General features: G+C 55.2%; 22 protein-coding genes. 7 read left to right on the top strand and 15 right to left on the bottom strand.

Annotation, left to right across the window (positions count from 1 at the left end; genetic code table 11):
• The first annotated feature begins 6 nt into the window (after positions 1 to 6).
• From OR1_RS01430 to OR1_RS01450, 5 genes are all read left to right on the top strand, one after another.
• Entirely contained in the window at positions 7 to 657 is a 651-nt protein-coding gene (locus tag OR1_RS01430; protein ID WP_160295191.1) for a methyltransferase domain-containing protein, read from the top strand.
• Complete coding sequence (locus OR1_RS01435; RefSeq protein ID WP_041969470.1) at positions 654 to 1,628, top strand: polysaccharide deacetylase family protein; 975 nt, start codon at positions 654 to 656, stop codon at positions 1,626 to 1,628. The genes OR1_RS01430 and OR1_RS01435 overlap by 4 nt, the downstream gene beginning before the upstream one ends.
• Positions 1,625 to 2,866: a glycosyltransferase family 4 protein gene (locus OR1_RS01440; RefSeq protein ID WP_041969471.1), complete on the top strand. Its 1,242-nt coding sequence runs from the start codon at positions 1,625 to 1,627 to the stop codon at positions 2,864 to 2,866. The genes OR1_RS01435 and OR1_RS01440 overlap by 4 nt, the downstream gene beginning before the upstream one ends.
• The gene (locus tag OR1_RS01445; protein WP_052440186.1) at positions 2,863 to 3,828 is read left to right on the top strand and encodes a glycosyltransferase family 2 protein; all 966 of its coding nucleotides are present in this window, start codon (positions 2,863 to 2,865) and stop codon (positions 3,826 to 3,828) included. Before OR1_RS01440 ends, OR1_RS01445 begins: the two co-directional genes overlap by 4 nt.
• Before the next feature lie 91 nt (positions 3,829 to 3,919).
• A complete protein-coding gene (locus OR1_RS01450) occupies positions 3,920 to 4,921 on the top strand; it encodes a glycosyltransferase (RefSeq protein WP_370543319.1) in 1,002 nt (333 codons plus the stop codon).
• Between the two features lie 36 nt (positions 4,922 to 4,957).
• Here OR1_RS01450 and OR1_RS01455 read toward each other — a convergent pair whose 3' ends face one another.
• On the bottom strand, positions 4,958 to 5,440 hold the full coding sequence (locus OR1_RS01455) for a hypothetical protein (protein WP_041969472.1): 483 nt from the start codon (positions 5,438 to 5,440) through the stop codon (positions 4,958 to 4,960).
• A gap of 153 nt (positions 5,441 to 5,593) precedes the next feature.
• Between OR1_RS01455 and OR1_RS01460 the strand changes: the two genes are divergently transcribed.
• Both OR1_RS01460 and OR1_RS01465 read left to right on the top strand, forming a co-directional pair.
• Entirely contained in the window at positions 5,594 to 7,102 is a 1,509-nt protein-coding gene (locus tag OR1_RS01460) for a hypothetical protein (RefSeq protein WP_041969473.1), read from the top strand.
• 3 nt (positions 7,103 to 7,105) lie between these two features.
• Complete coding sequence (locus OR1_RS01465) at positions 7,106 to 8,698, top strand: tetratricopeptide repeat protein (RefSeq protein WP_052440188.1); 1,593 nt, start codon at positions 7,106 to 7,108, stop codon at positions 8,696 to 8,698.
• Positions 8,699 to 8,719: 21 nt separating this feature from the next.
• On the opposite strand, the gene OR1_RS01470 is transcribed toward OR1_RS01465, so the two are convergent.
• The 14 genes from OR1_RS01470 to OR1_RS01535 all read right to left on the bottom strand — a co-directional run bounded on the left by OR1_RS01470 (position 8,720) and on the right by OR1_RS01535 (position 24,776).
• Complete coding sequence (locus tag OR1_RS01470; RefSeq protein ID WP_041969474.1) at positions 8,720 to 10,567, bottom strand: tetratricopeptide repeat protein; 1,848 nt, start codon at positions 10,565 to 10,567, stop codon at positions 8,720 to 8,722.
• A gap of 80 nt (positions 10,568 to 10,647) precedes the next feature.
• Entirely contained in the window at positions 10,648 to 11,913 is a 1,266-nt protein-coding gene (locus OR1_RS01475) for a hypothetical protein (RefSeq protein ID WP_041969475.1), read from the bottom strand.
• Positions 11,910 to 13,247, bottom strand: coding sequence for a DUF2318 domain-containing protein (locus OR1_RS01480; RefSeq protein ID WP_041969476.1), 1,338 nt, complete (start codon positions 13,245 to 13,247; stop codon positions 11,910 to 11,912). Before OR1_RS01480 ends, OR1_RS01475 begins: the two co-directional genes overlap by 4 nt.
• A complete protein-coding gene (locus OR1_RS01485; RefSeq protein ID WP_041969477.1) occupies positions 13,247 to 13,921 on the bottom strand; it encodes an ABC transporter ATP-binding protein in 675 nt (224 codons plus the stop codon). Before OR1_RS01485 ends, OR1_RS01480 begins: the two co-directional genes overlap by 1 nt.
• 10 nt (positions 13,922 to 13,931) lie before the next feature.
• Entirely contained in the window at positions 13,932 to 15,092 is a 1,161-nt protein-coding gene (locus OR1_RS01490; protein WP_041969478.1) for an ABC transporter permease, read from the bottom strand.
• Position 15,093: 1 nt separating this feature from the next.
• On the bottom strand, positions 15,094 to 16,320 hold the full coding sequence (locus OR1_RS01495; RefSeq protein ID WP_041969479.1) for an FtsX-like permease family protein: 1,227 nt from the start codon (positions 16,318 to 16,320) through the stop codon (positions 15,094 to 15,096).
• A gap of 122 nt (positions 16,321 to 16,442) precedes the next feature.
• Positions 16,443 to 17,138, bottom strand: coding sequence for an ABC transporter ATP-binding protein (locus tag OR1_RS01500; RefSeq protein WP_041969480.1), 696 nt, complete (start codon positions 17,136 to 17,138; stop codon positions 16,443 to 16,445).
• Positions 17,131 to 18,351 (bottom strand): ABC transporter permease, encoded by a 1,221-nt coding sequence (locus tag OR1_RS01505; RefSeq protein ID WP_041969481.1) that lies wholly within the window; start codon positions 18,349 to 18,351, stop codon positions 17,131 to 17,133. The genes OR1_RS01500 and OR1_RS01505 overlap by 8 nt, the downstream gene beginning before the upstream one ends.
• Positions 18,341 to 19,585, bottom strand: a complete 1,245-nt coding sequence (locus OR1_RS01510; protein WP_041969482.1) for an efflux RND transporter periplasmic adaptor subunit — start codon at positions 19,583 to 19,585, stop codon at positions 18,341 to 18,343. The genes OR1_RS01505 and OR1_RS01510 overlap by 11 nt, the downstream gene beginning before the upstream one ends.
• Positions 19,586 to 19,782: 197 nt before the next feature.
• Entirely contained in the window at positions 19,783 to 20,199 is a 417-nt protein-coding gene (locus tag OR1_RS01515) for a hypothetical protein (RefSeq protein WP_041969483.1), read from the bottom strand.
• A 2-nt stretch (positions 20,200 to 20,201) separates the two neighbouring features.
• A complete protein-coding gene (locus OR1_RS01520) occupies positions 20,202 to 21,194 on the bottom strand; it encodes a WG repeat-containing protein (RefSeq protein WP_052440189.1) in 993 nt (330 codons plus the stop codon).
• A 143-nt stretch (positions 21,195 to 21,337) separates the two neighbouring features.
• On the bottom strand, positions 21,338 to 22,687 hold the full coding sequence (locus OR1_RS01525; RefSeq protein ID WP_041969484.1) for a cytochrome c biogenesis protein ResB: 1,350 nt from the start codon (positions 22,685 to 22,687) through the stop codon (positions 21,338 to 21,340).
• Positions 22,688 to 22,708: 21 nt separating this feature from the next.
• Complete coding sequence (gene ccsA / locus OR1_RS01530; protein ID WP_041969485.1) at positions 22,709 to 23,545, bottom strand: cytochrome c biogenesis protein CcsA; 837 nt, start codon at positions 23,543 to 23,545, stop codon at positions 22,709 to 22,711.
• Positions 23,546 to 23,597: 52 nt separating this feature from the next.
• The gene (locus tag OR1_RS01535) at positions 23,598 to 24,776 is read right to left on the bottom strand and encodes a hypothetical protein (protein ID WP_041969486.1); all 1,179 of its coding nucleotides are present in this window, start codon (positions 24,774 to 24,776) and stop codon (positions 23,598 to 23,600) included.
• Positions 24,777 to 24,877: the final 101 nt, after the last annotated feature.

Raw genomic sequence — 24,877 nt, forward strand, 5'->3', positions numbered from 1 at the left:
ATGTGCATGGCATTGACTACTGACATTGTAAACGCCCTGTCTTTGCTGTTTCATGGCGAGTGGCGCGAATTCATCTTTCGCATCCGTGTCCATCTGCAGAAGATCGACCTGAGGAACAGTTATCTTGCCGAACTGCAGCTTCCGGAAGAGCGGTGCCACTACTACGCCAATTCAGGGGGGCTCCACCTGGCAAAGGTGCTCGACAGCCTGAAGATAACCCCGCAGGATGCTATCGTGGACTTTGGCTCCGGCAAGGGTGGGGCTCTCATTACCATGTCCCATTACCCCTTTGCCCGAATCATGGGGGTGGAGATCTCTCCCGAACTGGTGGCCATTGCCCGACGAAATCTGGCCAAACTCGGCATCGCCAATGCGGAGATGAGGGTCAGCGACGCGACGAATTTCCTCGATCTGGACGGGTACAACTACTTCTATTTCTTCAGCCCGTTTCCGGGCCACGTCATGGAGAGCGTCATCAGGAACATCAGCAATTCTCTGGTCAAGGCCCCCAGGAAAGTGACCATCATCTATTTCAATCCTGAGTACCATGAAGCCATAGTGACTAATTCACCTTTCGTCAAGGTGGCGGAGCTGCATCATCACGCACTTGACTATTACATCTACACCAACAGAGACGGGCAAAAGGTCTCTCGATGACAGCCTTTGCAGGAAGACTTTCAGAAGCGGCGCGTAAACTGGTGTTAACCCCGATCAACCGGCTGCTGAACCGCCTCGACGCGCCGGTACTGGTTCTGGTCTATCACCGGGTGGCGACCCTGGCATCTGACCCGGAGATGCTGGCCGTGACCCCGGCAAACTTCCGCGCCCAGATGAAATATCTCAAGGACAATTTCCCGCTGGTCCGTTTCGAGGCTGATTGGGCCGGGACTCCGAAACCAGCCATCGCTGTCACCTTCGACGACGGCTACGCCGACAATCTCCTGGAGGCATTGCCGATCGTGGAGGAACTGGCCGTACCGGCGACCTTCTTCGTCACCACCGGCAACATCGGCACCGGCCAGGAGTTCTGGTGGCACGAATTGCAGCGGCTGATCCTGGGTACACACAAGCTGCCGCCGCATTTTGACCTGGGCACCGGATCGTGGGGAACAGTCACCGAGGTAAAACGGCGCGTCATGTATGATGGTTTGGTCCGGCTGATGAACGACGCGACGCCCCGGCAGAGAAATGAGTGGCTCTCCCGGGTGCGTGGATGGGCGGAAATGGAAACGGCGCCGAACGATCGCCACCGGTCCATGACCCTGGAAGAACTGCGAATCCTGGCAGGAAGCAGGCTCGTCACCATCGGCGCCCACACGGTATCGCACACGAGGCTTGCGGCACTTTCCAGCTCCGGGCAGAAGGAAGAGATCATGACTTCGAAACAGCAGCTGGAGACTTGGATCGGGCGGGAAATCCGGGTCTTTTCCTACCCCTTTGGCCGCCGTAGCGACTATACGAAGGAGAGCATGACCTTGTGCCGTGAAGCGGGTTTCATCAAAGCGGCCGCCAATTTCCCCGGCCAGGCCCATAGCTGGACCGAACCCTTTCAGATACCACGCCACCTGGTCCGAGACTGGCCGGTGGAGCTGTTTGCCGAAAAGATCCGGGGGTTCTGGACCAGATGAAGATCCTCTACCTGAACGGTGCCGATCTGGAGGGGGGGGCGGCCAAGGCAGCCACACGGCTGTTGCATGGGGTTTGCAGCCAGAAGGTGGACGCCCGGCTCCATGTGCAGCGAAAATCTGGACATGACCCCCTGGTCACCGGACCGGCATCACTCTGCGGGAAGGTATCGGCCAGGATGCGGCCTTCCATCGAACAACTCCTCAACGGAATCGATCCGGGAAAGACCAACGGCCCGTTCTGCGCCGCCAGTCTTCCCGACAGACTGGCGGGACTGGCATCCAAAACCGCCCCCGACCTCATCCATCTCCACTGGGTCGCCCGGATGATGCGCCTGGAGACGCTGGCCCGCTTTAAACTACCGCTCGTCTGGACCCTCCACGACTCCTGGCCCTTCACCGGCGGCTGTTATCTTCCCGGTGACTGTACCCGCTACCGGGAGGATTGCGGCAGCTGCCCGGTGCTCAACTCAACTAGAGCAGACGACCTTTCCCGCCAGGTCTGGCAGCGAAAGGACAAGGCCTGGCAAGGCATGAACCTTACCCTGGTGGCACCGAGCCGCTGGATGGCCGGTTGCGCCCAAACCAGTTCGCTCTTTCGCCATGTCCGGGTAGAGGTGATCCCCAACGGCATCGACATCAACCGATTTGCGCCTGGCGACAAGCAGAAGGCTCGTGAGGCGCTCTCCCTCCCCCGGGACGGTCAGTTGCTCCTGTTCGGTGCCAAAGGGGGAACCAGCGACCGTAACAAGGGGTTCCATCTGCTGGCAGAGGCCCTGCAACATGTTGCGGCGTCCGCCTCCGGCAACAAGTTGGAGCTGGTCATGTTCGGAGCAAACGAGCCACTCCCCGAGATCTGCGGCATCAGGGTCCATAACCTGGGATGGCAGGATGATGACTCGCGCCTCGCTTCCATCTATACGGCGGCGGATCTCTTTGTGTTCCCCTCCATACAGGAAACTCTCGGCTATGCCGCCATGGAGGCCATGGCCTGCGGCACCCCCTGCGTGGCGTTCCGCCAGGGCGGGGTGCCGGACCTGATCGACCACGAGCGCAGCGGATACCTGGCAATCCCTTACGAGACTGCCGATCTGGCGCGGGGAATAACCTGGGGGCTGGAGAACAGCGCGCGAATCCACGAGACATCGGTGCAGGCAAGGAAGAAAGCGGAACAGGATTTTGCCCTGGACAAGGTTGCCGCACGGCATCTGGCGCTCTACCGGGAGATCATCGGCAGATGAAAAACGATACCATAATCTCCATCGTCACCCCCTCCTTCAACCAGGGGGAGTTCCTGGCCGAGACCATTGAAAGCGTGCTCAGCCAGGAAGGAGAATTCGCTATCGATTACCTCATCGTCGATGGCGGCTCGACCGACGATTCCGTCGCAATCATCAAGCGGTATGATGACCGTCTTAAACAGGGAAAGTGGCCGGTACGCTGCAGTGGAATCTCCCTGCGCTGGCTGAGCGAGCAGGACCAGGGGCAGACCGATGCCCTGATTAAGGGGTTCCGCATGGCATCCGGAGAAATCTTCGCCTGGCTCAACTCCGACGACACCTATCTGCCGGGGGCATTGCAGACCGTAACCGACTTTTTCCGCACCACCCCGGACTTGGGTCTCCTGTATGGCGATGCCCGTTACATTGATCCGTCAGGCGATATCATCGGCGCCTATCATACTGAAGAGTTCTCTCTTGAGAGGCTGGCCGTGGCCAATATCATCTGCCAGCCAACGGCCTTTTTCCGGAGAGACGACTTCGAAGCGGTCGGGGGACTGGACATGTCACTCAGGTTCGTCATGGATTACGATCTCTGGATCAGGCTCGCCAGGCGCGTTCCGTGCTGCTACCTGCCGCAGCTGCTGGCAACCTACCGGCTCCACGGGTCGTCCAAAACCATGAACCGGGCTGCGCTCATCGACAACAGCGAGGAAGCGCTTGCCGTTACCCGCCGGCATTTCAGTTGGGCACCGATCACCAGGGTGTACACCGCCTGCAGCATCAGGTGCCGGGAAAGCCTGCCGGGACTGCTGGGAGCCAGCAGGATGATAACCGCCACCGCAGCAATCATCTGCACGGTCGTGCGCTCCCTTGTTCTGAACCGGGGAATAAACCGCAGCGACCTGCGACTGCTGAACCGGGAGAACTTCTGCAAGCTGTTCAAGGACAGGCTTGAACTGATGACAGGCCGCACCCCATGAGAATCTGCCTTATTGCCCCCATTCCCCCCTTCCGGGCGGGATCGCCAAGTACTGCCACTCTCTGGGGCAGGAGCTGGAGAAACGGCACGAACTGCTGCTGCTCAGCTACCGGCGCCAGTATCCCGAGCTGCTGTACGGCAGAAAAAGCCAGACTGACCCGGACATTGACCGCGACGACATCCGCCATGAGTTCAGCCGTGTCACCTTCGCACTCGACTCCATCAACCCCCTGACCTGGCATGCCGCTGTGCGGAATATAGTTGCATTTCGGGCCGAAATCGTCCTCCTCCCCTGGTGGGTCACCTACTTCACTCCCATGTACCTGTACCTGGCCGGGAGACTGAAGAAGAAGGGGATCAGGGTTGTTCTCCTCTGCATCAACGTCTATGAGCATGAAAACGGCCGGTTGAAAAAGCTGCTGACTGAAATAACCCTAAGCAGAGCCGATGCCCTGATTGTCCACTCCGAGCAGGAGAAAGCGGAAGTCCTGGCATTCAACCCGGCCGCAAAGGTGAAGAAGCATCTGCTGCCGTTGTTCCGGTACGAAACCAGTCATGCTCGCGAGCAGGACAACACCCTGCATCTGCTGTTCTTCGGCTTTGTGAGACCGTACAAGGGGCTGGATGTTCTGCTGCGGGCAATGGGCATCCTGAGAAGACATGACATCTCGTTGCGGATCGCCGGCGAATTCTGGGACGACAAGGGAGTATACATTGGGCTGATCGATGAGCTGGGCATTTCGGATAAAGTGGAGCTCATCGATCGCTACGTTTCCGACCAGGAGATGGGCCGCTTCTTTGAGGAGGCGGATCTGGTGGTCCTACCATATCGCCGCACCAGGACATCGGGAGTCATAGCCACTGCCTACGGCTTTGCCAAACCGGTTCTGGCAACGGACGTGGGTGGATTTCGCGAGGTCATCAGGGATGGTTACACGGGCAAGATCGTGGCCCCGGACAGTCCCGAGGCCATTGCCGAGGGGATAACATGGTTTCTCAACCACAGGGATGTTGATTTTGCAAAAAATGTTGCGACATTCGCTGCCAAGGAGATGTCGTGGCGTTCTCTGGCGGCGATGGTTGAAACATCGTAGGGGCGGAGCGAACGCCGCCCCTGATGATAGATCAGATCATATTTCCCCGAGATTGTACTTCGTCACCAGCTCATACTCCCTGAAGTAAATGGGGGATTGATAGAGAATTTCCTGCCATGACTTGTTCAGCTCGGTTCCCATATCCTTGTCCGTACAGACCAGTTGATCGGCATTGTTGTAGTTTCTCTTGGCAACGGTTCTGAATTTCCCTTTTCTGATCTCCAGGTCGATCTGGTGGTGGGTGACAGCCCCCATTTTTTCGATGTTCTTCTGGCAGGCAGGATACGAGGAAAGATGCTTGGTATAGTATTTAGAGCCGAAATCGGTCAGGATGGTCTTCTCGGTCCAGGACAGAATGCCCTTACGAACCTTGACGCTCTTGCCATCGTAGTAATTCGCCTCCACGTTCTTGTTGGGGATGTCGGTGTTGTTCTTCACCCATTGGGCAGCATCACAGGCGAGGGCACCTGACAGCAAAACTATACTCAGCGTTGCAGCGACAAAAACGTTTTTCTTCATTCTTAAGCTCCTTGCAATGTGGGTTTTCAGGTAAAAAACATACCATAGAATTGCTGATAAACAAAGCTCGGGTTGCGGCGGACAAAATTGACTATTCCGCACTTAGTTGCTACCATGCTGCGCTAACTGACCGAACAGGAAGGGTTGGCAACAATGTCATCAGGATCAGCGCCGAAACAGAGCCAGCTGGCAGCAACAACGAACCAGGATTATTCAGTCCCCGCCTCTTTTCTGAAGTGGGCAACGGGTATACTTCTGGCTTATTTCGGCGCCCGTCTGCTGTTTTTCGCCCTGAACATCTCCTCGTTCATCCCGCCGGACGAGGTGACCCACGCCGGTATCTGCCAGGTATTCTCGAAGGTCTTCCTGTTTCCCGGCAACTCTCCCGCAACCTACGAGTTCGGCTTGGTCACCAACATCCCATGGCTCTACTACTTTGTCATGGGCAAGCTGCTCCACCTCAATATCTTCGGCATTTCCGACCTGGTCTTCCTGCGTCTCTTGAATATCCCCCTCGCCTTCGGAACGGTATACTTCGCCCGGCAGACCCTGTTGCTCCTGACTTCCGACCGGCTGGCCCAACTGCTTCTGTTGATCGTCATGACCAATACCGCCATGTTCTCCTTTCTGTCAGCCTCCGTGTCTTACGACAACCTGACGAACCTCCTTGCGGCAATGGCCATCTATTTCCAGTTTGCCTTCTTCAAGGAGCGCTCAGGCGGTCTCCTTGCCGCCTCGTGGCTCTGCCAGACGGCAGGCAGCCTGACCAAAGTCACCTTTCTCCCTCTGATTCTAGCCTTGAACGTACTACTCTTGGTCCATGAAGGTAAATACCTGGCCCATTTAACGGCTGCCGTAGGTCGATATTTCCGGGAACAGACCAGTTATGCGATTGCTGCTTCCCTGCTGCTACTGGTCACAATTGGCTTGAACCTGCAGCTGTACGGAGGGAATTATCGGCATTACGGGACCCTGAACCCGCAAATGGCAACCGTCGTATCCCCTTCCGCCGCAACGCAGTATCGACTGGATGCGCGCGGCAGGATATTCAACGACTACAAGGACGGCAAAATCTCTTACATGGATGCGTTGATCAAGGCAGGGGAGATCAAGCATCCCAGCGACAAGGCAGATACCTTCTACCTCCTGATGAACTATGAAAAATTGAAAGCCAACCCCAAGCTCTGGCTGACCCCGCCCGGCTACGCCGGGGTCTGGTTACAGATCATGTCCGCTACCATCTTCGGCATCAAGGCCCATCTGGGGATGTTCAAGAGCACACCTTGGATGGTGCCGCTCTATCTGATCATGGCTATGGCATTCGTGGGCTTTCTCATCCGCTACCGTCCAGCGAAATCGGGATGGCTAGCCGCTGGAATGACAGGAGTGGCACTCTTCTATGCGGGATATATCATGTACATGCTGAACTATGATTCCTATCTCAACTACGGAGAACCATCGCTCACCGTGTATGGCCGCTATATCTTCCCCATCCTGGTCCCAGCCTCAGTTTTGTCAAGCCACTACCTGCTGCAGCTCTTCCAGAACCGGAGCATCCGGCTTGCTCTGGCGCTGGCAACGGCGCTGCTGTTCATTTCCTATGATTTCCCCTGGTTCCTGATGCACGTAACCCCGGAATGGTACACATGGATGCCGAGGTAACCGGTGAAAAGTAATGTCACGGACAACAAGTGGCGGTTTGCGTCAGCCCTCTGCCTGGTTGCCATGGTGACCGTCGTTGTTTATTGGCCGGTGCTGCATAATGACTTCATCGACTTTGACGACGACGTTTACGTCACGGTCAACAGGGTGGTGCAGCAGGGACTGTCGTTAAATGGGTTCCTCTGGGCGCTCACCACCTTTCACGCCGGCAACTGGCATCCGCTCACCTGGCTCTCCCACATGCTGGACGTGTCGCTGTTCGGCTCGAATCCCGCAGGGCATCACGCCACTAATCTTATCCTCCACGCCGCAAATACCCTGCTGCTCTGCGCCCTGCTCTGCCGTCTTACCGGTTTTGTCGGCCGTAGCCTCGCGGTGGCGCTCCTGTTTGCGCTTCACCCCCTGCACGTGGAGTCGGTCGCCTGGGTGGCCGAACGCAAGGATCTCCTCTCCACCCTTTTCTGGCTCCTAACCATGTGTCTGTATGTCTGGTACGCCGGCAAGCCATCCATGAAACGCTATCTCCCGGTGGCCATCTTCTTTGCCCTTGGGCTGATGGCCAAACAGATGCCGGTGACACTGCCGATCGTGCTGCTGCTCATGGACTACTGGCCACTCAATAGAGCAACCGGAGTCAATGCCAAGACCCTGTTGGCAGAAAAAATCCCTCTCCTGGTGCTGGCAGCTGCCGCTTCATTCATGATCCTCCGGGCTCATGCTGTTGTCGGGGCGCTGCTCCAGACTGACCAGGGTTCCATGCTTCTGCACAGCGGTAATGCCCTGATTTCTTATGTGAAATATATCCGTAACATGTTCTGGCCCGCCGATCTGGCACTGTTCTACCCTTTCGAGTCTGACGCCGTCACTCCGCTCAAGGTTGCCGGGGCGTTCGGTCTGCTGCTGGCCATTACCGTTTTGGTGGCGACGCAGAGAAAAAGCCGCCCCTATCTCCTGTTCGGATGGCTCTGGTATCTCATCACGCTGGTGCCGGTGATCGGGTTCATCCGGGTGGGGGGACAGGCCCTGGCGGACCGGTATACCTACGTTCCGCTGATCGGGGTGTTTCTGATCATCGTGTGGGGGGTGACGGAGCTGGCTGGGCAATGGCGCCACGGGGTGGTGGTGGCTGGGTGCGGAATGGCAGCAGTCATTGTCATCCTCTCAGTGGTGACAATCAAACAGATCCGCTACTGGCAGAACAGCCACGACCTCTTTGCCCATGCCCTGGCCGTGGTCCCGCGGAACTGGCTGGCCCACAACAACATGGGGATCCTCCTTGCCCAGCACAACCGCAACGATGAAGCCTTGCAGCATTTCCAGGAATCGGTACGACTGAATCCCAAAGGGATCGAAGGTTTCAGGAATCTGGGGAATTCACTGCTGATAGCGGGAAGAAACTCCGAGGCCATTGAAGCCTTCCGACAGGCGGTATGGATCAACGCCAACGACCCGGAAAGCCACTATCGTCTGGGATATGCCTATCTCATTGCCGGAAACAGCGACTTCGCCCAGCAGGAATACCGCCAGTTGCAACGTCTGAATGCAGCTTACGCGAGTTCGTTACTCGATTCCATCAGGATACTCGGCAAACATTGAAAGGCCAGCCTCCTGGTCAGGCTATTGATGCCCTCCTGCTGTCGGGCTACTGCTGCTTATGCTCCCCTTCTTATGTTGCGCCACGGCTTCCGAATCCCTGAACTTGATCATTTCGTTCTGAGCATCTGAAAATCTTCCTTGCATCCTGTACAGTGCCGATAGATTAAAGTGTGCCGTGCTATTCAATGGGTCGATTGCCAGCACTTTGTTCAAGTACGCCATCGCATTTGCATAATCTCCCTGTTCCGCTTTCAGGCTTCCCATGTCAATGAGAGCCGGGATATAATCAGGATTGATTTTCAGTGACTGCCAGAAAAAAATCTCCGCATCGACGAACTGCCGTCTGGATAGATATGTTTCTCCGGCACGACACAACTCAACGGTCCTGTCAGCCAGTATCTTGTCTATTCCATGCCCCATTTCGTTTAGTTTATCGCGATATGAGTGCGCCCGTTTTATATTCCCATATTGTTCGTCCATCATCATTAATACCAGATACGGTTCCGGATTGAGCGGTTCCCGTTCCATAACCTTGAACAATGGCTTTTCAGCCTTGCCCGGCATATTTTCCTTCCAGAATATGTATGAATCTCCAATCAGATATTTTGTTGCTATATCCGGTTTGGAATCGGCGGCTTCAAGGTTGGCCACCGCCTGGGCGATTTGGCCCTGTTTATAATACGATAACCCGAGATTTCTAAACCCCACAAACGTATCCGGAGCGTCTTTTGTCATGCGGGTAAAAAATCCGATCTCAGATTTCCAGATGCTGTTTCGACTGAACCCGACAAAAGCATACAGCGTGCAAAGGGTCACGATTCCGACTGCCACGCCCTTCCCATTAAATCTGCAGATTATGAACGCCAGGCAGAGAGCAAAGCCCATCAATGAAAAATAGGCATACCGGTCGGCCATCATTGTCGTTGAATGAATCGGGATTATATTGATGACAGGGAGGAGAAAGAGAATAAACCAGATGGCTGAAAACACGAGTTCAGCATGCTTTCTGAAGGCAATAACAGCGCCAATCACGACCACAATAACCACTGAACATAGTATCCCGGCAACCATGCCCGGTTGAACGTTGTACAAGACTTTCAGCTGCGCCGGGACGATCATGTTCAGTGCGTATCTTACCACCAGATATGGCGCCGTAATTATGTTCGAGATACCGATTCCCGCGAGAAAATTTGCCTTCTGGACCGCGACAGAGCGGAGAATCAGGTAGATGGTAACAGGAATCATGTACGGGATATACCTGCTGAAACGAATCTTTTCCCTCAGTATCCGGCAATCATAAACGAGGAAAACCATCGGCAGCAACAGTGCGAATTCTTTGGAAAAAATTGCCACAGCAAAACAGGCGACCGCAGGAATCCGATAATTCTTGATGTAGAAAAGCAGGGACAGCAGGGCAAAACTGGCAGAGAGCAGTGTATTCCTGCCGCCGGAGAGAAAATTTACGGTTTCACCTGCCATGGGATGCAGTGCAAAGATCAGGGCGGCGACAAGAGCCAGGCATTCCTTTTTGAACAGCGCTGCAGTCACGGCGTAAAAAAGTAGCACTGCCACCATATGCAGGACCAGATTGGTGATGTGGTAACCGGTCGGATTTCCCCCCCAGACGGCACGATCCAGAGCAAAAGAGATATATGTCACAGGACGGTAATATCCGGTAGAGTCTTCGATTGTGTCTTCGGAAAGGAAGAATTGGGGGATGTTGCTCAGTTTTTCCAGAAGCGGGTTATTGACGATTATAAAGGCGTCGTCCCACACAAAACCATGACTGAGGGTCGAGCCATATAGCGCTGCTATAAGGATGATTAAAAAACCAAATCGGAACACGGCATGTTTTTGCGGGACCGTCATTCGCAGGTTTACTCCGTGAAACTTGGGCTGTTGCCATTCGGGAACTGCAGGAGCTGTGCTAATGCATCAAGCCGCGGATACTAAACAACTGATGCCTCACCTCTCCGTGCATCAATCATATCGAGCATTTCGTGAAACACCCCGGCGTGCGTTCTTGCTCCCCCCTCGGCCAAAGAACAAGCGGTCGCGACACCCTGATCATATCTGAACAGCATCTCCCGGCGGGGGAAGAATAGCCGTACCGGCAGCCAGATACAGCCTGCTCCAATAAATAGCAGCGCCGCCACCCAGATAAAGAAAACGCCATAATCCCCAATGTAATCGGTAACCACAAGACGCCTTATGTCGGGGAAAGCCAGCCGGTAACCGTCGCGAACAAATTCTCCGCCACCTGGAGCGCTCCCGGAAAAAAGAACTTCCTTGCCCTTCAGCAGTTTGAACTTGAGAGTTACATTACCCGTCATATAGGATATGTAACGATCACTGCCGGCAACCGGTTCCGGAATGCTGAACACGATTCGATAAGGTGATCCGGGGATTTCTTCGCTAGCCTCTTTTCCCGGCGGGTAGCAATTCAGGATGCTGTGTTTCTCGATACCCGCAGGCAAGTCAGGAGCGGAGAAACGCAGCAAAAGGGCCAGCCCCAGGTAACGGGGATAGACGAAAGACCCTCCATACATGGACGGCGGATATATCCCGAATACCCTTTTCCCGTACCCTGAACTCGACGGAGCGACCTCCATGGTCAAGGTCTTCCTCAGTATCGGGCCGGACGAGTTGGCCAGGGTGATCCGCTCTACCCTGCCCCCGATCCCTTCCGGTACTGGCAGCGGTTCGCCCTCGACGACCATCTGCCGGTGTGAGGTCCGGGTGGTTATGCTTATGAGGATGCCGGTGAAAAGGCAGAACGTCCCGGCCAGAAAGAGTATCCGTGCCGGGAAAATACTGGCTCCACGCCAGGCCGTAACTGCATTTTCCGAACGCCGGGTTTTGTATCCCACAGCGCCAAGACGGGACTGCAGGTCCGAAAAAGAGGGCGCAGCCGTCAGTTCAACGGATTCGTCAAACAGCGCCGGCTTGACATCAGACGTTTTCCCGTTCAGTACCCTGCGCTTTTTAAGGTGCCAGCACGTTTCTTGCAGAATACGGAGCGCGCTGTTCAGCGGGATCAAGGCAAGAATACCGTCCAGGATAAGACTATTGCGGGTGAAGGCCATCAAAGTAATCAAGGTCTCATTAGTGAAGAAGGCGATCCCGATATAAACGAGAAAGAAGAACCCGACAACAAGGGGGGGCAAGGCTCGGGACGATGCCGCTGTGAGGATAGTTTGGAGCAGGCGTTTCATTTCCCCCCCTCCTTTACCCGTGCCGTTGCCCTGACAGTCGAACTCCAGGCATTCAGGAGGGTCATACCGTCAATGGCCACACCATCCGCTTTTTCGGTGAATTGAATCGGCACCGGATTGCATCCTCCCGGTTTACCCACGGTGTCCAGCGGAATCAGAGTCTTGCAGTAGTAGCAGATCACCGACCCTTCGGCCTGTCCGTAGCCGTCCGGCTTGCAGATGGCGCAGGCATCAAGATCAACGGTCAACTGCCCGGCTGGTGACAGCAGCACGAAGAAACGTGCTTCCTTTCCTTCCTGTTTGAACAGGTATTTGTGAAGCTTGCCGTCCTCCAGATTGATTTCTCCCTTCTTCGGAATGAAGATCTCCCCGGATGGGCTCGCCGTGACCGGTTCAGGTTTCGGGTCCCAATATTCGACACTGGGGAAACTGCTCTGATAAGCCGCTGCGGCAAAGATTGCCAGGGAAAACAAAGGTGTTATCAGCAGCATCCGTTTATTCCGGATGGCATCGGCGAGGAGTTTTCGGCGGCGTGCTCCCTGGCGGATATGGGCCACCGACGGCAATCTCTGGAAGTTTATAGCCAGCGCAATCAGAATCGCCGGGGTAAACCAGATAATCATACCCCCCCAGAAACCTACCTCTTTGCCGAACAGGAGACCGATGTATCCCCAGACAACGGAACGGACGAAAAGGTGATCCGGAATCAGAACCGATTCCATGAACTGATGAACGAAATCATGAACCCCCTTCATCACCTTCATGCTTAATGGCGAAAAAAGGTCGAGGCGGAGGCTTGAAGATGAGCAGAAAAGCAGGAGTGCCACAACAGCTGTCAGCATACCCGACGGTGACACGGTCAATGAAGCCGGCAGCCGCTTCTCCACCGCCAGGGCGATAACGGTCAGAATTCCGGCGATCAAAACCAGGAACAGCAGCTTTGGGAAGTTGCCGTCGGTTCCGGAAATCCGGCAGGCGCACACCAACCCGGTTATTATGCCTGCCAGAACTGCTCCAGTCCCAGCGCCGATCGAGGTATTGACAAGCCGTGCTCCCGAGGAGATCGTCACCCTACGGCCGGTGCTGCGATAGATAGCAGCGACGGATATCCCCCAGAGCAGGAGGAAACTTACTCCCAGTGCCGACTTTACAGCCCCGAATGGAATCGCCGCCGGAAGTGAACGGAACATGAAAAAAGCTCCGGACACCCCGATCGCGAACCCGGATATGCTTGTCGTCGTCACGACTGATCGAAGCCCGGGGAACCCTCTCAACAGGACCAGGACAATCCCGAACCATGAGATGAGCTGGGGGATGAGTTTCACTGCAACCATCAGGAGTTCGTCCGTTCTTCACGCACCAGCACCCCGTCATCGAGGTAGATGGTCCGGTCCCCCCAGGCTGCCACTTCCTGGTTGTGCGTTACCATGACAACGGTGAATCGCTCCTCTGCCCGCAGTTCCTTGAGCAGTTCCATGATCATTACCGTGCTCTTGTGGTCCAGGTTTCCGGTCGGCTCATCCCCCAGCAGGAGCTTCGGGCTGTTGATTATCGCCCGGGCAATGCAGACCCTTTGCTGTTCACCGCCCGAAAGTTCGCCGGGCCGGTTCTTCAGGCGATGGCCGAGCCCGACCCGCTCCAGGGCCGACCTGGCTTCCGCCTCATCAGGGACACTGTGAAAATACTGGGCAAGCATCACATTCTCAACGGCCGTCAGGTAAGGAACAAGGTGGTGTTGCTGGAATATTATGCCGACGAATTCCCGGCGGAAACGTGCCAGGCCATCTTCGGACAGCGCCAGCAGATCTTCCCCGCCAACCATTAAAGAACCGGCGCTGGGCCGGTCAAGCCCCCCCACCAGGTTCATGAGAGTACTTTTCCCGGAGCCGGAATGCCCCATAACCGACAGCCATTCCCCCTCCGGGACCTGCAGATCAAGCGGCTTCAGGGCGCAGATATCGCCGTAGCTCCTGGTCAGACCGCCTGTTTCAATGATTGTTGTTGCCATCATAATCCTTTTATTCCCCTCTTAGGCTTCTCACCGGATCGAGTTTAAACACCGCTATCATCGGCCCGACACTTCCCAGCAGAGCCAGAAAGAGACTTACCCCCAGGGATATGCCGGAGAACCAAGGGATGAATTCTGCTGAGGCTGAGAAAACCGTTCTGGTGATGAACTGGGCAATAACACTGCCAAAGAGATACCCGGCAACCCCGCCCAGGACCCCCAGCATTGCCGCTTCTCCGCAAAAGATCAGCATGACCTCCCAACGGGTCCCGCCCATCGCTTTCATGAGCCCGATCTCCTTGCCCCTCTCCAGCACCGTGGTGCTCATGGTTCCGGCAACGCTGCTTCCGGCAGAGACCAGTACCACTGCCGTTACCATGATCATCAGCAGTTTTACCTTGGCAAGCAACCCCTCGGAGGTCCGGGCGGTCTGGCGCACCTCGTTGACCTTTGCCGATGGCAGGAGCAGCTGTAGTTCGGCCGCGTTCTTTTTGAGACTGTCTTTACCGGCGGTCACCATGAGCCGGACCAGGGTGAGCTGTCCGTCCAGGCCGAGTGCCTGCTGGAGTTCCGGCAGTGCCAGGAACAGCAGGCCGTCTTCCTCGCCGCCGGAAGATACAATGCCCGAGATGCGCAGCCTTAAGGTCTGAGCCTTGCCGTCAAGCTCCAGCGTATCACCAGGCTTGAGTTTCAGCCGGGTTGCCAGATCGCTGCCGACCACCGTCTCACCGGCTGCGGGCCATCTGCCCTTTAGCTGCCACCAGGGGAAAAGGCGGCGGATATCGGCGAAATTCACCCCTTCCACCATGAGGTCGCTGTCTTTCCAGTGCATGGCGCCACGCAGATGGAAGGAGCGCTCCACCTTCAGGCCGCTTTTGTTAAGGGCGTCCTCCACCTGACGCTGCGGCAGGTAGGCAGGTTCGCTGACAACGCCGAAATTGAGCCCCCCGCTTCCGACATCAAGACGGGCTGACTCGGGGATTACGATCAGGTTTGCCCCGTATTTGCGGACCTCTTCCGCCACCCGCTTCCCCATTGAGGACGAGACGATACCCAGGGCCGTGGCCAGGCTCGACGCCATGGCCAGCACCGCCAGCAGAAGCAGGGTGCGGCCCTTGCGATGGGCAAGTGCACGTAAAATCAGTTGGAGCAGCCAACGGCGCCTGTGCATATTATCCTTTCAGAACCCGCACCGGCTCGATCAGGAGCGCCCGGCGAAGAGGGACCACACTACCGGCTATGGCAACGCTTAAGGCCGAGATTATAGCGGTCGGGAACAGCCAGAGTGGGGATACGATGGTGGAGCTGAAGACCGTTCGGCTGATGACCTCGGCGAGCTGGTCACCGAGCAGATAGCCGACCACCCCTCCTGCCATTGAAATGAGCAGGGTTTCCCCGACAAAAATGGCGCTGATCTGGAAACGGTCAGCCCCGACCGCCTTCATCAGGGCGATCTCAGGACTCCGCTCCGCCATTGAGGCCATCAGGCTGGTGGATACCGCTGTGGCCGAAGCCCCCAGAGCCAGCACGGTGAGGAGCAGCATCACACTATTCAGCTTCTTCAGCAGAGCCCCTTCGGCGCTGGCAATCTGCCAGATCGGTTTGGCGCGGCTACCGGCCATGACCTCTTCCACATTCTTGGCCACTGAGGTCACGTACGCCGTGCAATACCACTTCTCGTATTCATCCTTGGACATAGTGGCCGGGTCTTTCTTGCCGAAATCATCCATGGGCACCGTAAGAGCGCTCACCAAAACGCGGGAAACCTTTCCCGGCAGCTGCAGAAGCGACTGAACCGTTACCAGTGGCGCGAACAACTGCTCCTCCTCATAGCCACCGGTAGTGACGACACCGACAATCCGGAACTGCTGGCTGCGGCCACGCACGATCGTCGTTACATCACCGCCGGCAACGACATTAAGCCGTTTGGCCAGCGCCGCCCCGATTATTGCCTCAGCAGCATCTTCAGGCCATCGCCCTTGTACTTCCCACCAAGGGGCAATTCCCTTTATCCCCTGAATGGAAGAGTCCTCGCCCGGCACTTCCAGCTGTTTGGCGAACCATGTTCCGGAAACAACCCCCCGTTCCTTTTTGCCCCCTGCAGAAAATTCGGCGATGCTAAACAGATAGGGGGTAAATCCGGTGATATTGTACTTCCAGAAGACGGTCTTGATTTTCGGCAGGTCTTCCTCGCGCAAAAAACCGCCCTCCACTGCAGACGGTTCCAGGAGGATGTTGGCGCCATAGCTGCGCAGCTCCAGCGCCATCTTGTGGGAAATCTCACCGGAGATGCCGAGGAAAGCTGTGGCAACAGCGGCACCCATGGTGATCGACAGGAAAATCAGGAGCACAGCCTTGGGACGTTTGAGGAAAGAGTTTTTGAGGATTCTGAACAGCAACGGGGATATTCTCCTACGCTAAGGCCATTTTCGTGGAATGTATCATAGTTTGCTTCCAGCCGAAAAGAATTCTTTAATACACGAGAGGTGTCAGCTTGTGCAGACACAGGTGGAGAACCGGTTTACGACACGACCCGTCCGTCAACCAGTTCCACCACCCTCGAACAGCGCTTTGCCAGACGCGGGTCATGGGTGACAATCAGGAACGTTGTCCCTGATTCCCGGTTTATCTCATACAAAAGCTTGAAAATCCCATCAGCCGCAGCGGTATCGAGGTTGCCGGTCGGTTCGTCAGCAAGGACAAGAGGCGGATTGACAGCAAGTGCACGGGCAATGGCAACCCGCTGTTGCTGACCACCGGAGAGCTTGCCCGGTTTGAAGTCAACGCGGTCGGCCAAACCGACTCGTGTAAGCAGCCAGACAGCGCGCTCACGCTGCTCCGGAGTCAGTCGCCCCTCTTCGAGCATCAGAGGCAGCATCACATTTTCGAGAGCGGTGAATGCCGGAATCAGGTGATGGAATTGAAAAACAAACCCGATGCTCTTGCCGCGCAGACGGGTCAACTCTTCTTCCGGCATTGTTCCGGTCTCACGTCCCTGCATCAGCAAAGAACCGCCGGTCGGCTGTTCCAGCAGGCCGATGATGTTGAGCAGGGTGCTTTTGCCTGATCCGGAAGGACCGATAAGTGCGGTAAATTCACCTTGCTCCATGGTCAGGCTGATCCCGTGCAGAACCTCGGTTGTTATGCCGTCGCTGCCGTACTCCTTGCGGACATCGGTCAACTGAAGAATAGGCGTGTGGATCGTATGCTCAGACATTGCGGATTGCCACCACAGGATCCAGTTTGGACGCTCGCACCGCCGGAGCGGCTGCCGCGAGAATGCCGGTGATAGTGGCCACTCCGGCTGCAAGCAAAAACATGTGCAGTTCGAGAACCACTGGAAACACCTGGGTGCCATCGGGGTTTATCGCGGTACGCGCAAAAAAGGTCACCAGCGCCGCCCCCACTCCACAGCCGAGTAAGGAGCCAGCCAACCCAACGATCCCCCCCTGAAGCAGAAATACCCGCAAAATCCGCTGACGCGAGCAGCCCATGGCGCGCAGGATTCCGATCTCCCGTGATTTCTGGATGACCGAAACGACAAGCACGCTAGCAATGCCGAAAGCGACCGAAACAATGACAAAAAACTGGATCAGGTAACTGGAAGCGTTCTGCGACCGTAGACCGACCATCAACTGTGCATTCGTTTTCATCCAGCTTTCGGCGGTCAGTCCGGTCAAGGCAGCCAGCCGCCCGCTGAGGACCTCTGCAGCGAACAGATCCCGGATGGCAACGTCGATACTCGACACTCCGCCGACCAGATCAAGGAGGTTTTGTGCTGACCGGAGTGTAATAAATACCCACCGGCGGTTGAGGTCGCGAATTCCTACGTCAAATATTCCGGCGACCGTGATGGTCTCGCTGCGGCCATCTGCAGTCTGCAGGCGGATTTTATCGCCTAGCGATGCCCCCAGATCACGCGCCAAGTCGATGCCGATCGCGGCATCGTTGGCAGTAATGCGGAACGCGCCTTCCTTCATGAACGACGACATCGGCACAATTGCGGTGTACCGTTCCGGCTCCACCCCCATCAGCGCAACAGACTTGGTGGCATTCCCCCTCACGGCAAACGACGGGCCTGAAACTAGGGGCGACACTGCGGTGACTTCTTTTCGCGATTCCAGCAGACGTATGACTTGCTGCCACTGGAGGATGGAACTTAACCGTTGGGCACGGCGCTCGATATTGGCCGAAACAGCCAGCGTGCTGCTCGGCTTGATGATCCTCCGGGCTTCATCATCCGGTGGCCTCATGACCACGTGCGCCTGGGTGCCGAGGGTCTTCGCGATTATGCTGCGCTGAAGCCCGGTAATAAGCGAGATCAGGAATACGATGACCCCCACCCCCATGACGACGCCGCCAAGCATGAACAGGGTCTGGGCCCGCCCTTCTCTCAGAAACCGAAGTGCCAGCAGCCAGTCAATGCGCACTGTTTTTCACACCGGGTTTGGTATTGCTTGATGCTGACTGCAGGGAGATTCTGCTGCCGATTGCCACTTTGTCGGCGTCGGCAAGGACTGTTTCCCCCTCTGTAAGACCGCTTAGTACTTCACTCTCACCGCTACCGCGGATGCCGAGCACTATGTTCCGGCGCTCAGCCCGCCCTTCATGGGCTACCAGCACCCAGGGAGCGGTTGATGCGTCCCGAACGGTTTCAGACGGAACGGTCAGGACCTTGGGGTGCCGGGCAACCTCAATTTCCACGGAAACCGTCATATCCGGCACGAGATACGCCGGGGCATCGGCAACGTCAAAACGGACCTCAAACGTGCCCCGCTGCGGATCAACCGCAGGCACAACGGTCGCAAGACCGGCTGGGAATGTCTTGTCTGGATAGGCATCCGCGGAGCTGACCGCAGTCTGTCCGACACGGAGCAAGCCAAGGTTTTTCTCGTCCACCTGCGCAGTTATCTGGGTCCGCCCGGACCTTGACAGCACCAGAAGCGATACGCCCGCCTGCACGACATCACCTTTTTCAACTTTCCGGGCAATCACCGTCCCATCACCCGGTGCGGTGATTAGGGTTCGGCTAAGCTTTTCGCGGGCAACATCCACTGCGGCCCGCGCCTGGGCAAGGCGTGCCCTGGCCTGCTTGATATCCCCCCCCTGCGGGTGGCTGTTGCTCAGTTGCAGTTTTTCGCGTTCCACTGCACCGGCAGCGACATCGCGTGCCCTTACCGCCTCATCAAGGTCTGCCCTGCTGTAGATACCCGAATCAAACAGCTTTTTTACCCGCTCGTAGGAGTTGAGCGCGTGCCGTAGCGTTGCTTCGGCTTCAGCAAGTTTCTGCCGGCTGACCGGCCCGTCAACTGACCCGATCTGGGCCAGCCGCTCTTCAAGTTCCCGCACAACGGCCTGGGCCTGTTCAAGTGCCGCCCTCGCCTCTTCATCACGCAGCCGTATGAGCAGATCACCTGCCTTGACCCGATCCCCGGAATCTACATAGACCATGGCAACCGAGCCAAGCAGTTGACTCCCCACATCAACGCGAGCCAATGACGTAACTCTGCCGGTTGTCACAACCGTCTGCAACAGATCCCGCCGCTCCACCGGATATCCCTGCACAGTTTTACCCCGCAGCTGCATACCGGCCAAAACGGTCACAGCCACGATCAGTAAACCGCCGGCAACATGCCGGCGAAATGAAAAGCGAAATGCGGTCATTCAGTTCCTCTCGTACAAACTCTACGTGCGCAGATGCAGCGGACAACAAACTTATAATGTGAGCTATTAGTAATGCAGTGTTGCATAAATGACCTGATGCGGCACGTCCCCTGGCCACATAACCAACTCTGTGTTATGCAGGCAGGGGACGAGCAGTTGGCGATATTATAATACGTAGATGAGCGACGAATCTGAGACTACTCGACCTTTGCCCGCATTTCCGGAGGCAGCGATTCCCGCAACAGCTCGACCTTTTTTTGCATCCGCCGCCAGGCGATTATCCCCCAGACCACCACGGTGAACATCATGACATGCTTCACCGCCAGTGCCGGGATCTGCAGTTTGTCGGCAGCGTTGGCCCATTCGAAGCTGGTGTAGAAGATGGTCCGCGGGATCCCGCCCAAGACGACCCACCAGAGGGCGAACTTGAACAGCTTCTTCATATGGCTGTTAGTCTTCAGGAAGAAGAGCGTCGCCTCAGGGGTATTCATAGTCGCCTGGATGCGCATAATGGCATGCAGGGCGAAGCCGCTTCCCACCAACAGGCCGGTGGCCATGTCGTGGAAATAGTTGTTCATCATGATTGCGACGCCAAGTCCCGGGCCGATCTGCATTGCTATTTATCCTTTGGTGGATCTACACTGAAATGCGTGTTGAAATGAGTGTACTGGTCTATTGAACGCTGGTCCCATTCAAAGCGCGCTTCTATCACCATTTTCCCGGTCTTGTCGATAAAACCGCATTTCTCACCTACTTTTACCGGTGCAAGACCGCTGACAAAGATGGAACCGGCATCAAACTGCGGTTTGATCACCATCTGGCCCTGCTTGTCCATATAGCCGACTTTCCCCTTGACCATCATCGGCGCGAGCCCTTCGGTGAAGAGGGTTGGTGAGGGGAATTCCTGGTTGATTATCGGTTTCCCGGTTTTGTCTATTAATTGCCAGGTATCTTTCTTTTTTACAGCGGCAACCCCATCGTTAAAATTGGTTGCTTCACTGTATTGTGCCGGGATTACCATTTTGCCGCTATGGTCGATAAAACCTACTAAGCCGAATTTGCCGTTGATCTTGATCATGGCGAGCCCATCGCGAAACATGGCTGCTTCATAAAATTGCGGTGGTATTACCATCTTGCCGGTTTTATCGATATAGCCATGCTGTCTGCCGACCTTGACAGAAGCCAGCCCTTCGGAAAACTGCGCGGCATCATCAAACTGGGGCTTTATGGCATATTTGCCTCTTTCATCGATAAAGCCCGCCTTGGCACTGCTCCCATTGGGAACAACCACTGCTGCCAGTCCATCCGTAAAGGCGAACGTGGACAGGTAATCCATGTCGGTAACCGCCTTACCGCTCTGGTTGATGTAGCCCCACTTGCCCCCCTTCTGGACCGATGCCCTGCCATTCAGGAAAATTGATGCCTTATCGAAGCTGGGAGGGATTATCATGTTCCCGTTGGCATCGATGAAACCGTCTTTGCCGTTGACATGAACCGCAGCAAGTCCCTCGGAAAAGATGGAAGCCGAGTCAAATTGAGGTGGAATGACCGTAGTCCCGCCACGGTCACAGTAACCGTATTTCCCATTGAACTTCACGAGAAGGCGCAATGAGTTATCCAGCACGACCGTTTTTTTCTTCCCGCTGGCAGGCGGTGCAGAGTGTCAGTAATGCAACTGTGAGAATCAGTAGACGTTTCATATTATTCTCCATTTTATGTAAGTCAGCTTCATACTGGAGGAAACCACACACCTCAGCCGTTACCGGAAATATCTTTGAACAGTTTGGTAAACTCATCTTCCGCAAGGCTTTTGTAGTATTCGGAGCGCCCAGCCACCACCAGACAGCGTGCGCCGTCCTGTTCCCGCACGGCGCCAACGATTTCTCTGCGGTAGAAGAGCAGCCGCCAGATGACACCAATTGTGGCAATGGCAAAACCGGCATACAGGATTGAGAGCCCGCGTTGCTTGACGACGTAAAAGCGCACCCAGAAAGGCATGTCACGCATTTCAAGGCGGTAGCCGGCAAACTCCAGAGCGCCGTTTTTCGGAACAAGCCCCTCAGCGATCTTTTTCCCTGCTTGTTCCACGGCAATGAAGAACACCGGATTGTTGAATTCCATTGAACGTGTGGCCCGCTTCCCACCCTCCAGGACATAATCAGGGTAAAAAGTTGCCGTGTAGGAAAACGGGCCGAGGACAAACCGGTCCGGCTTCCTTTGTAGAACATCGAGTTTTATGTAGGCACCGCCGGTTTCCTTGCCGGACGCATCCTTCAGGACAAAGAGCGGCGATACACCGAGATGTTTGAAGACAAACGATGTGTGCTCGGTCGAGTAGGGCCTGTTGATGTCGACATCGTGTTTCTGGCCCTGGCTGTCAACCAGCAGCACACTGATTCCTGTTGGCGTATTGTGGACAACCCGCGGCACAATGCTCTTCACTGTAAACGAGGCACTCGGCGGAGAACCGATTTCCGGCATTTTCGGCTGCGGCGATGCATTATAGCGGCTTAGTTCCCCTTGGAAAGATTCTCCCTGGGCAAGATCGAGATAGCCGACAAACTCGGTATATACGCTGACCACTCCACCAAGAAGGATCAAAAAGAAACTGAGGTGAAAGAGCATGAAGGCAACTGGCGCCATACGGTTCTTCACGCCATAAAAGCCGGATGCGTCACCCAGTATCGTGTAGCGGTTTTTCCGGAGCAATCCGATAATTTTCTCACTGTCCAGATCGCCCGGCAGGGGGTAGGAACTCCGGAACGGATACCCTCCCACAGTCACTGGATCAGCGATTTTCGCATCAGAGAGCGTTATTCGGCTTTTTATGATTGGCCAGCGTTGCCATAGAACAAGCGACAGATTGAGAAAGAACAGCAGCCATAAAGTTATAGTGATCGGAGAAGTATAGATAGTGGTCAGCCCAAGCGCATCAAGAAAAGCCACCAAGCCCGGCGCATTCTTTTGCCATTGGAGATAAATCGTCTTTAACAGTCTCTGCTGGGGTATCCATAGGCCGACCGCAAAGATCATGGCAAGGAGACAGATTAGCAGGATGGTAAAGCGAAGAGAACTGAGGTATTTGATTAATTTATTTAACATAAAGTATTTCAGGCGTCCTTTCTACCTTACCTGAAATACATGCAGACTGGTATTAACAACCAGGTTGACGCCAAAAAAGCAGATAATGACGGTGCTGAGAGCGGCAATTGCCAGCCAGGCCAACTTTTTTTCACGCCAGCCAAAGGTTACCCGCAGATGGATGGTAATGCCATAGGTAAGCCAGGAGATTAGGGACCAGGTTTCGACTGGGTCCCAGGCCCAGTAGCTTCCCCAAAGGTCTTTTGCCCAGATTGCCCCGGCCGAGATCATGATGGTATCGGTAATAAACCCGAACACCACGTAGCGGAAAATCAACTCGTCCAGACGCCCAAGAGAGGGAAACCGATCATAGGTAGGATTCGGTACTTCCTGAGCTTCACTCTTCTGTTTCAGCAGAAATAACACCCCAGCTGCCATAGCCAGAGAATAGGCGCCAAAGGAAAGCCAGGCAAAATAGACATGGATATAAAGCCATACCGTTTTAAGGCTGGCTGCCATTGGGGTGAGCGCAGGATTTTGCATGTAGCCGTAACCGAGCATTATAAGCACAAGAGGAACGGTTCCGACCGCTAACCCCTGCAATTGCTTGTTCTGCCAACCAACAAAAAGGGTACCGGCAATAATGAACCACCCCCCCATCAATGTATATTCATAATGACCCGACCAGGGAAGATGCCCTGTTGCGTTGAATCTGGCGACGATTGCAATCGTCTGGGCCAGGAAACCAAAGGCTACCAGCAATGTCAGCTTAGAAACCACCCTCGGGTTCTTGAAAACAAAGGAGTAAATGAAGCCTCCTCCAGCAAGTGCATAAGCAACCATCGCTACCAAATAAAAAACCATTTCCCAGAATGCCATTGTTCTACTCCTTAATCTGGTGGTTGAAAGCGGAGGCCTTCGACCTTCTTCCTTAGTCTTTGCTCTTGAGCACGTTCATCGTTTCCTTGCCTGATGACCAGATCGTGCATCCTTCAGCCGCCTCTTCCAGCCAGACCCGCTGCGGTCGGATCACAACCCTCAGCAAAAGGCCGACTAACGCAATGATACCGCCGACCACCAGTAAAACCTTATGCCTTCTATGTACGACATGAATCTCGGACCATTGTCCCATCTTTGCGCAGGAGATGATAAAATCTCCCTGTTCCACCTGCTTGTCAACCTGGAAAGCCATCTCAGTTACAACCTTCTTTTCATTCCGGCTAACAACCACTAACAGAGAGCTTTTTTCGGGTTGATAATAGACCCCTCCAGCCAGATTGTATCCCTGAAACAGACCGTAAAAACTGTACACACCTCGTTTCTGCACAAGAGGATTGAGCGTAACGATCGAATCAAACAGGGGCTGCTGCGTGTCGCTCCGTTTAATTACTATCTGGGGCTCGAACACAAGTTTTGCCATGTAGATATCATAGTCACCAAAAGTGACCGGATCTCTGGGCTTGAGCAGATATTTGAGGGCTTTCCCATCCTCAGAATGAAAGGAGACTTCCGTCGCCCCCAAGGGATAGGTACTGTCCGGAAAGAACTGGTTGGTGATCTGCATTCTTGGCAGAGATCGTGGAGTAGCGGCCAAAGGCCCTTTGGCTATACTGCGGTATGACAGGATATTGTTCAGGTCTGTTGTTGGACCCATACCGTCCAGAAGCACTCCGGAAAATTTCCTCAGGTTATCCAGGCTGCCGACAGAAAGGAGAATGAGCAGACCACAATACAAAACCGTGGTACCCAGGTAGCCAAGATCCTGCTTCTCCCCGTAGTTGCCCACAGATCCGAAGAGATAACCGGAGCTGCGCAGAGATGCTCGCACTTCCGCAACCGGCAATGGGAGTGTAATACTCTGGCGCGGCCTGCAACAAGCGGCTCCGTATCTCAAAGGCTTTCTCATGACGGCAAGATAACGAAGCAGTCGGCAGGCAATAAAAATGGCAAAACAGACATTGTTAACAAGAAGCGGTGTGGTGGACGCTATCAAGGGGATACGAAAGTGCAGCGCAACGCTCAGAATAACCAGCAACGGGATGACAAGAAAGATCAGTAGAGGCCAGGGGGAAACCAGGACCAGTCGGTAAAGTTTTGATTCATCATTCATAAAGCGATTAGTTTCCTTCTAAAAACTGAAGTCGCTGCTATCGGCAATCCGACACACGCATATAACAGATTATAGGATAAATAGTAAGCGGAAAGCTCTGT

The organism is Geobacter sp. OR-1 (assembly GCF_000813145.1).
GTDB lineage: Bacteria > Desulfobacterota > Desulfuromonadia > Geobacterales > DSM-12255 > Geoanaerobacter.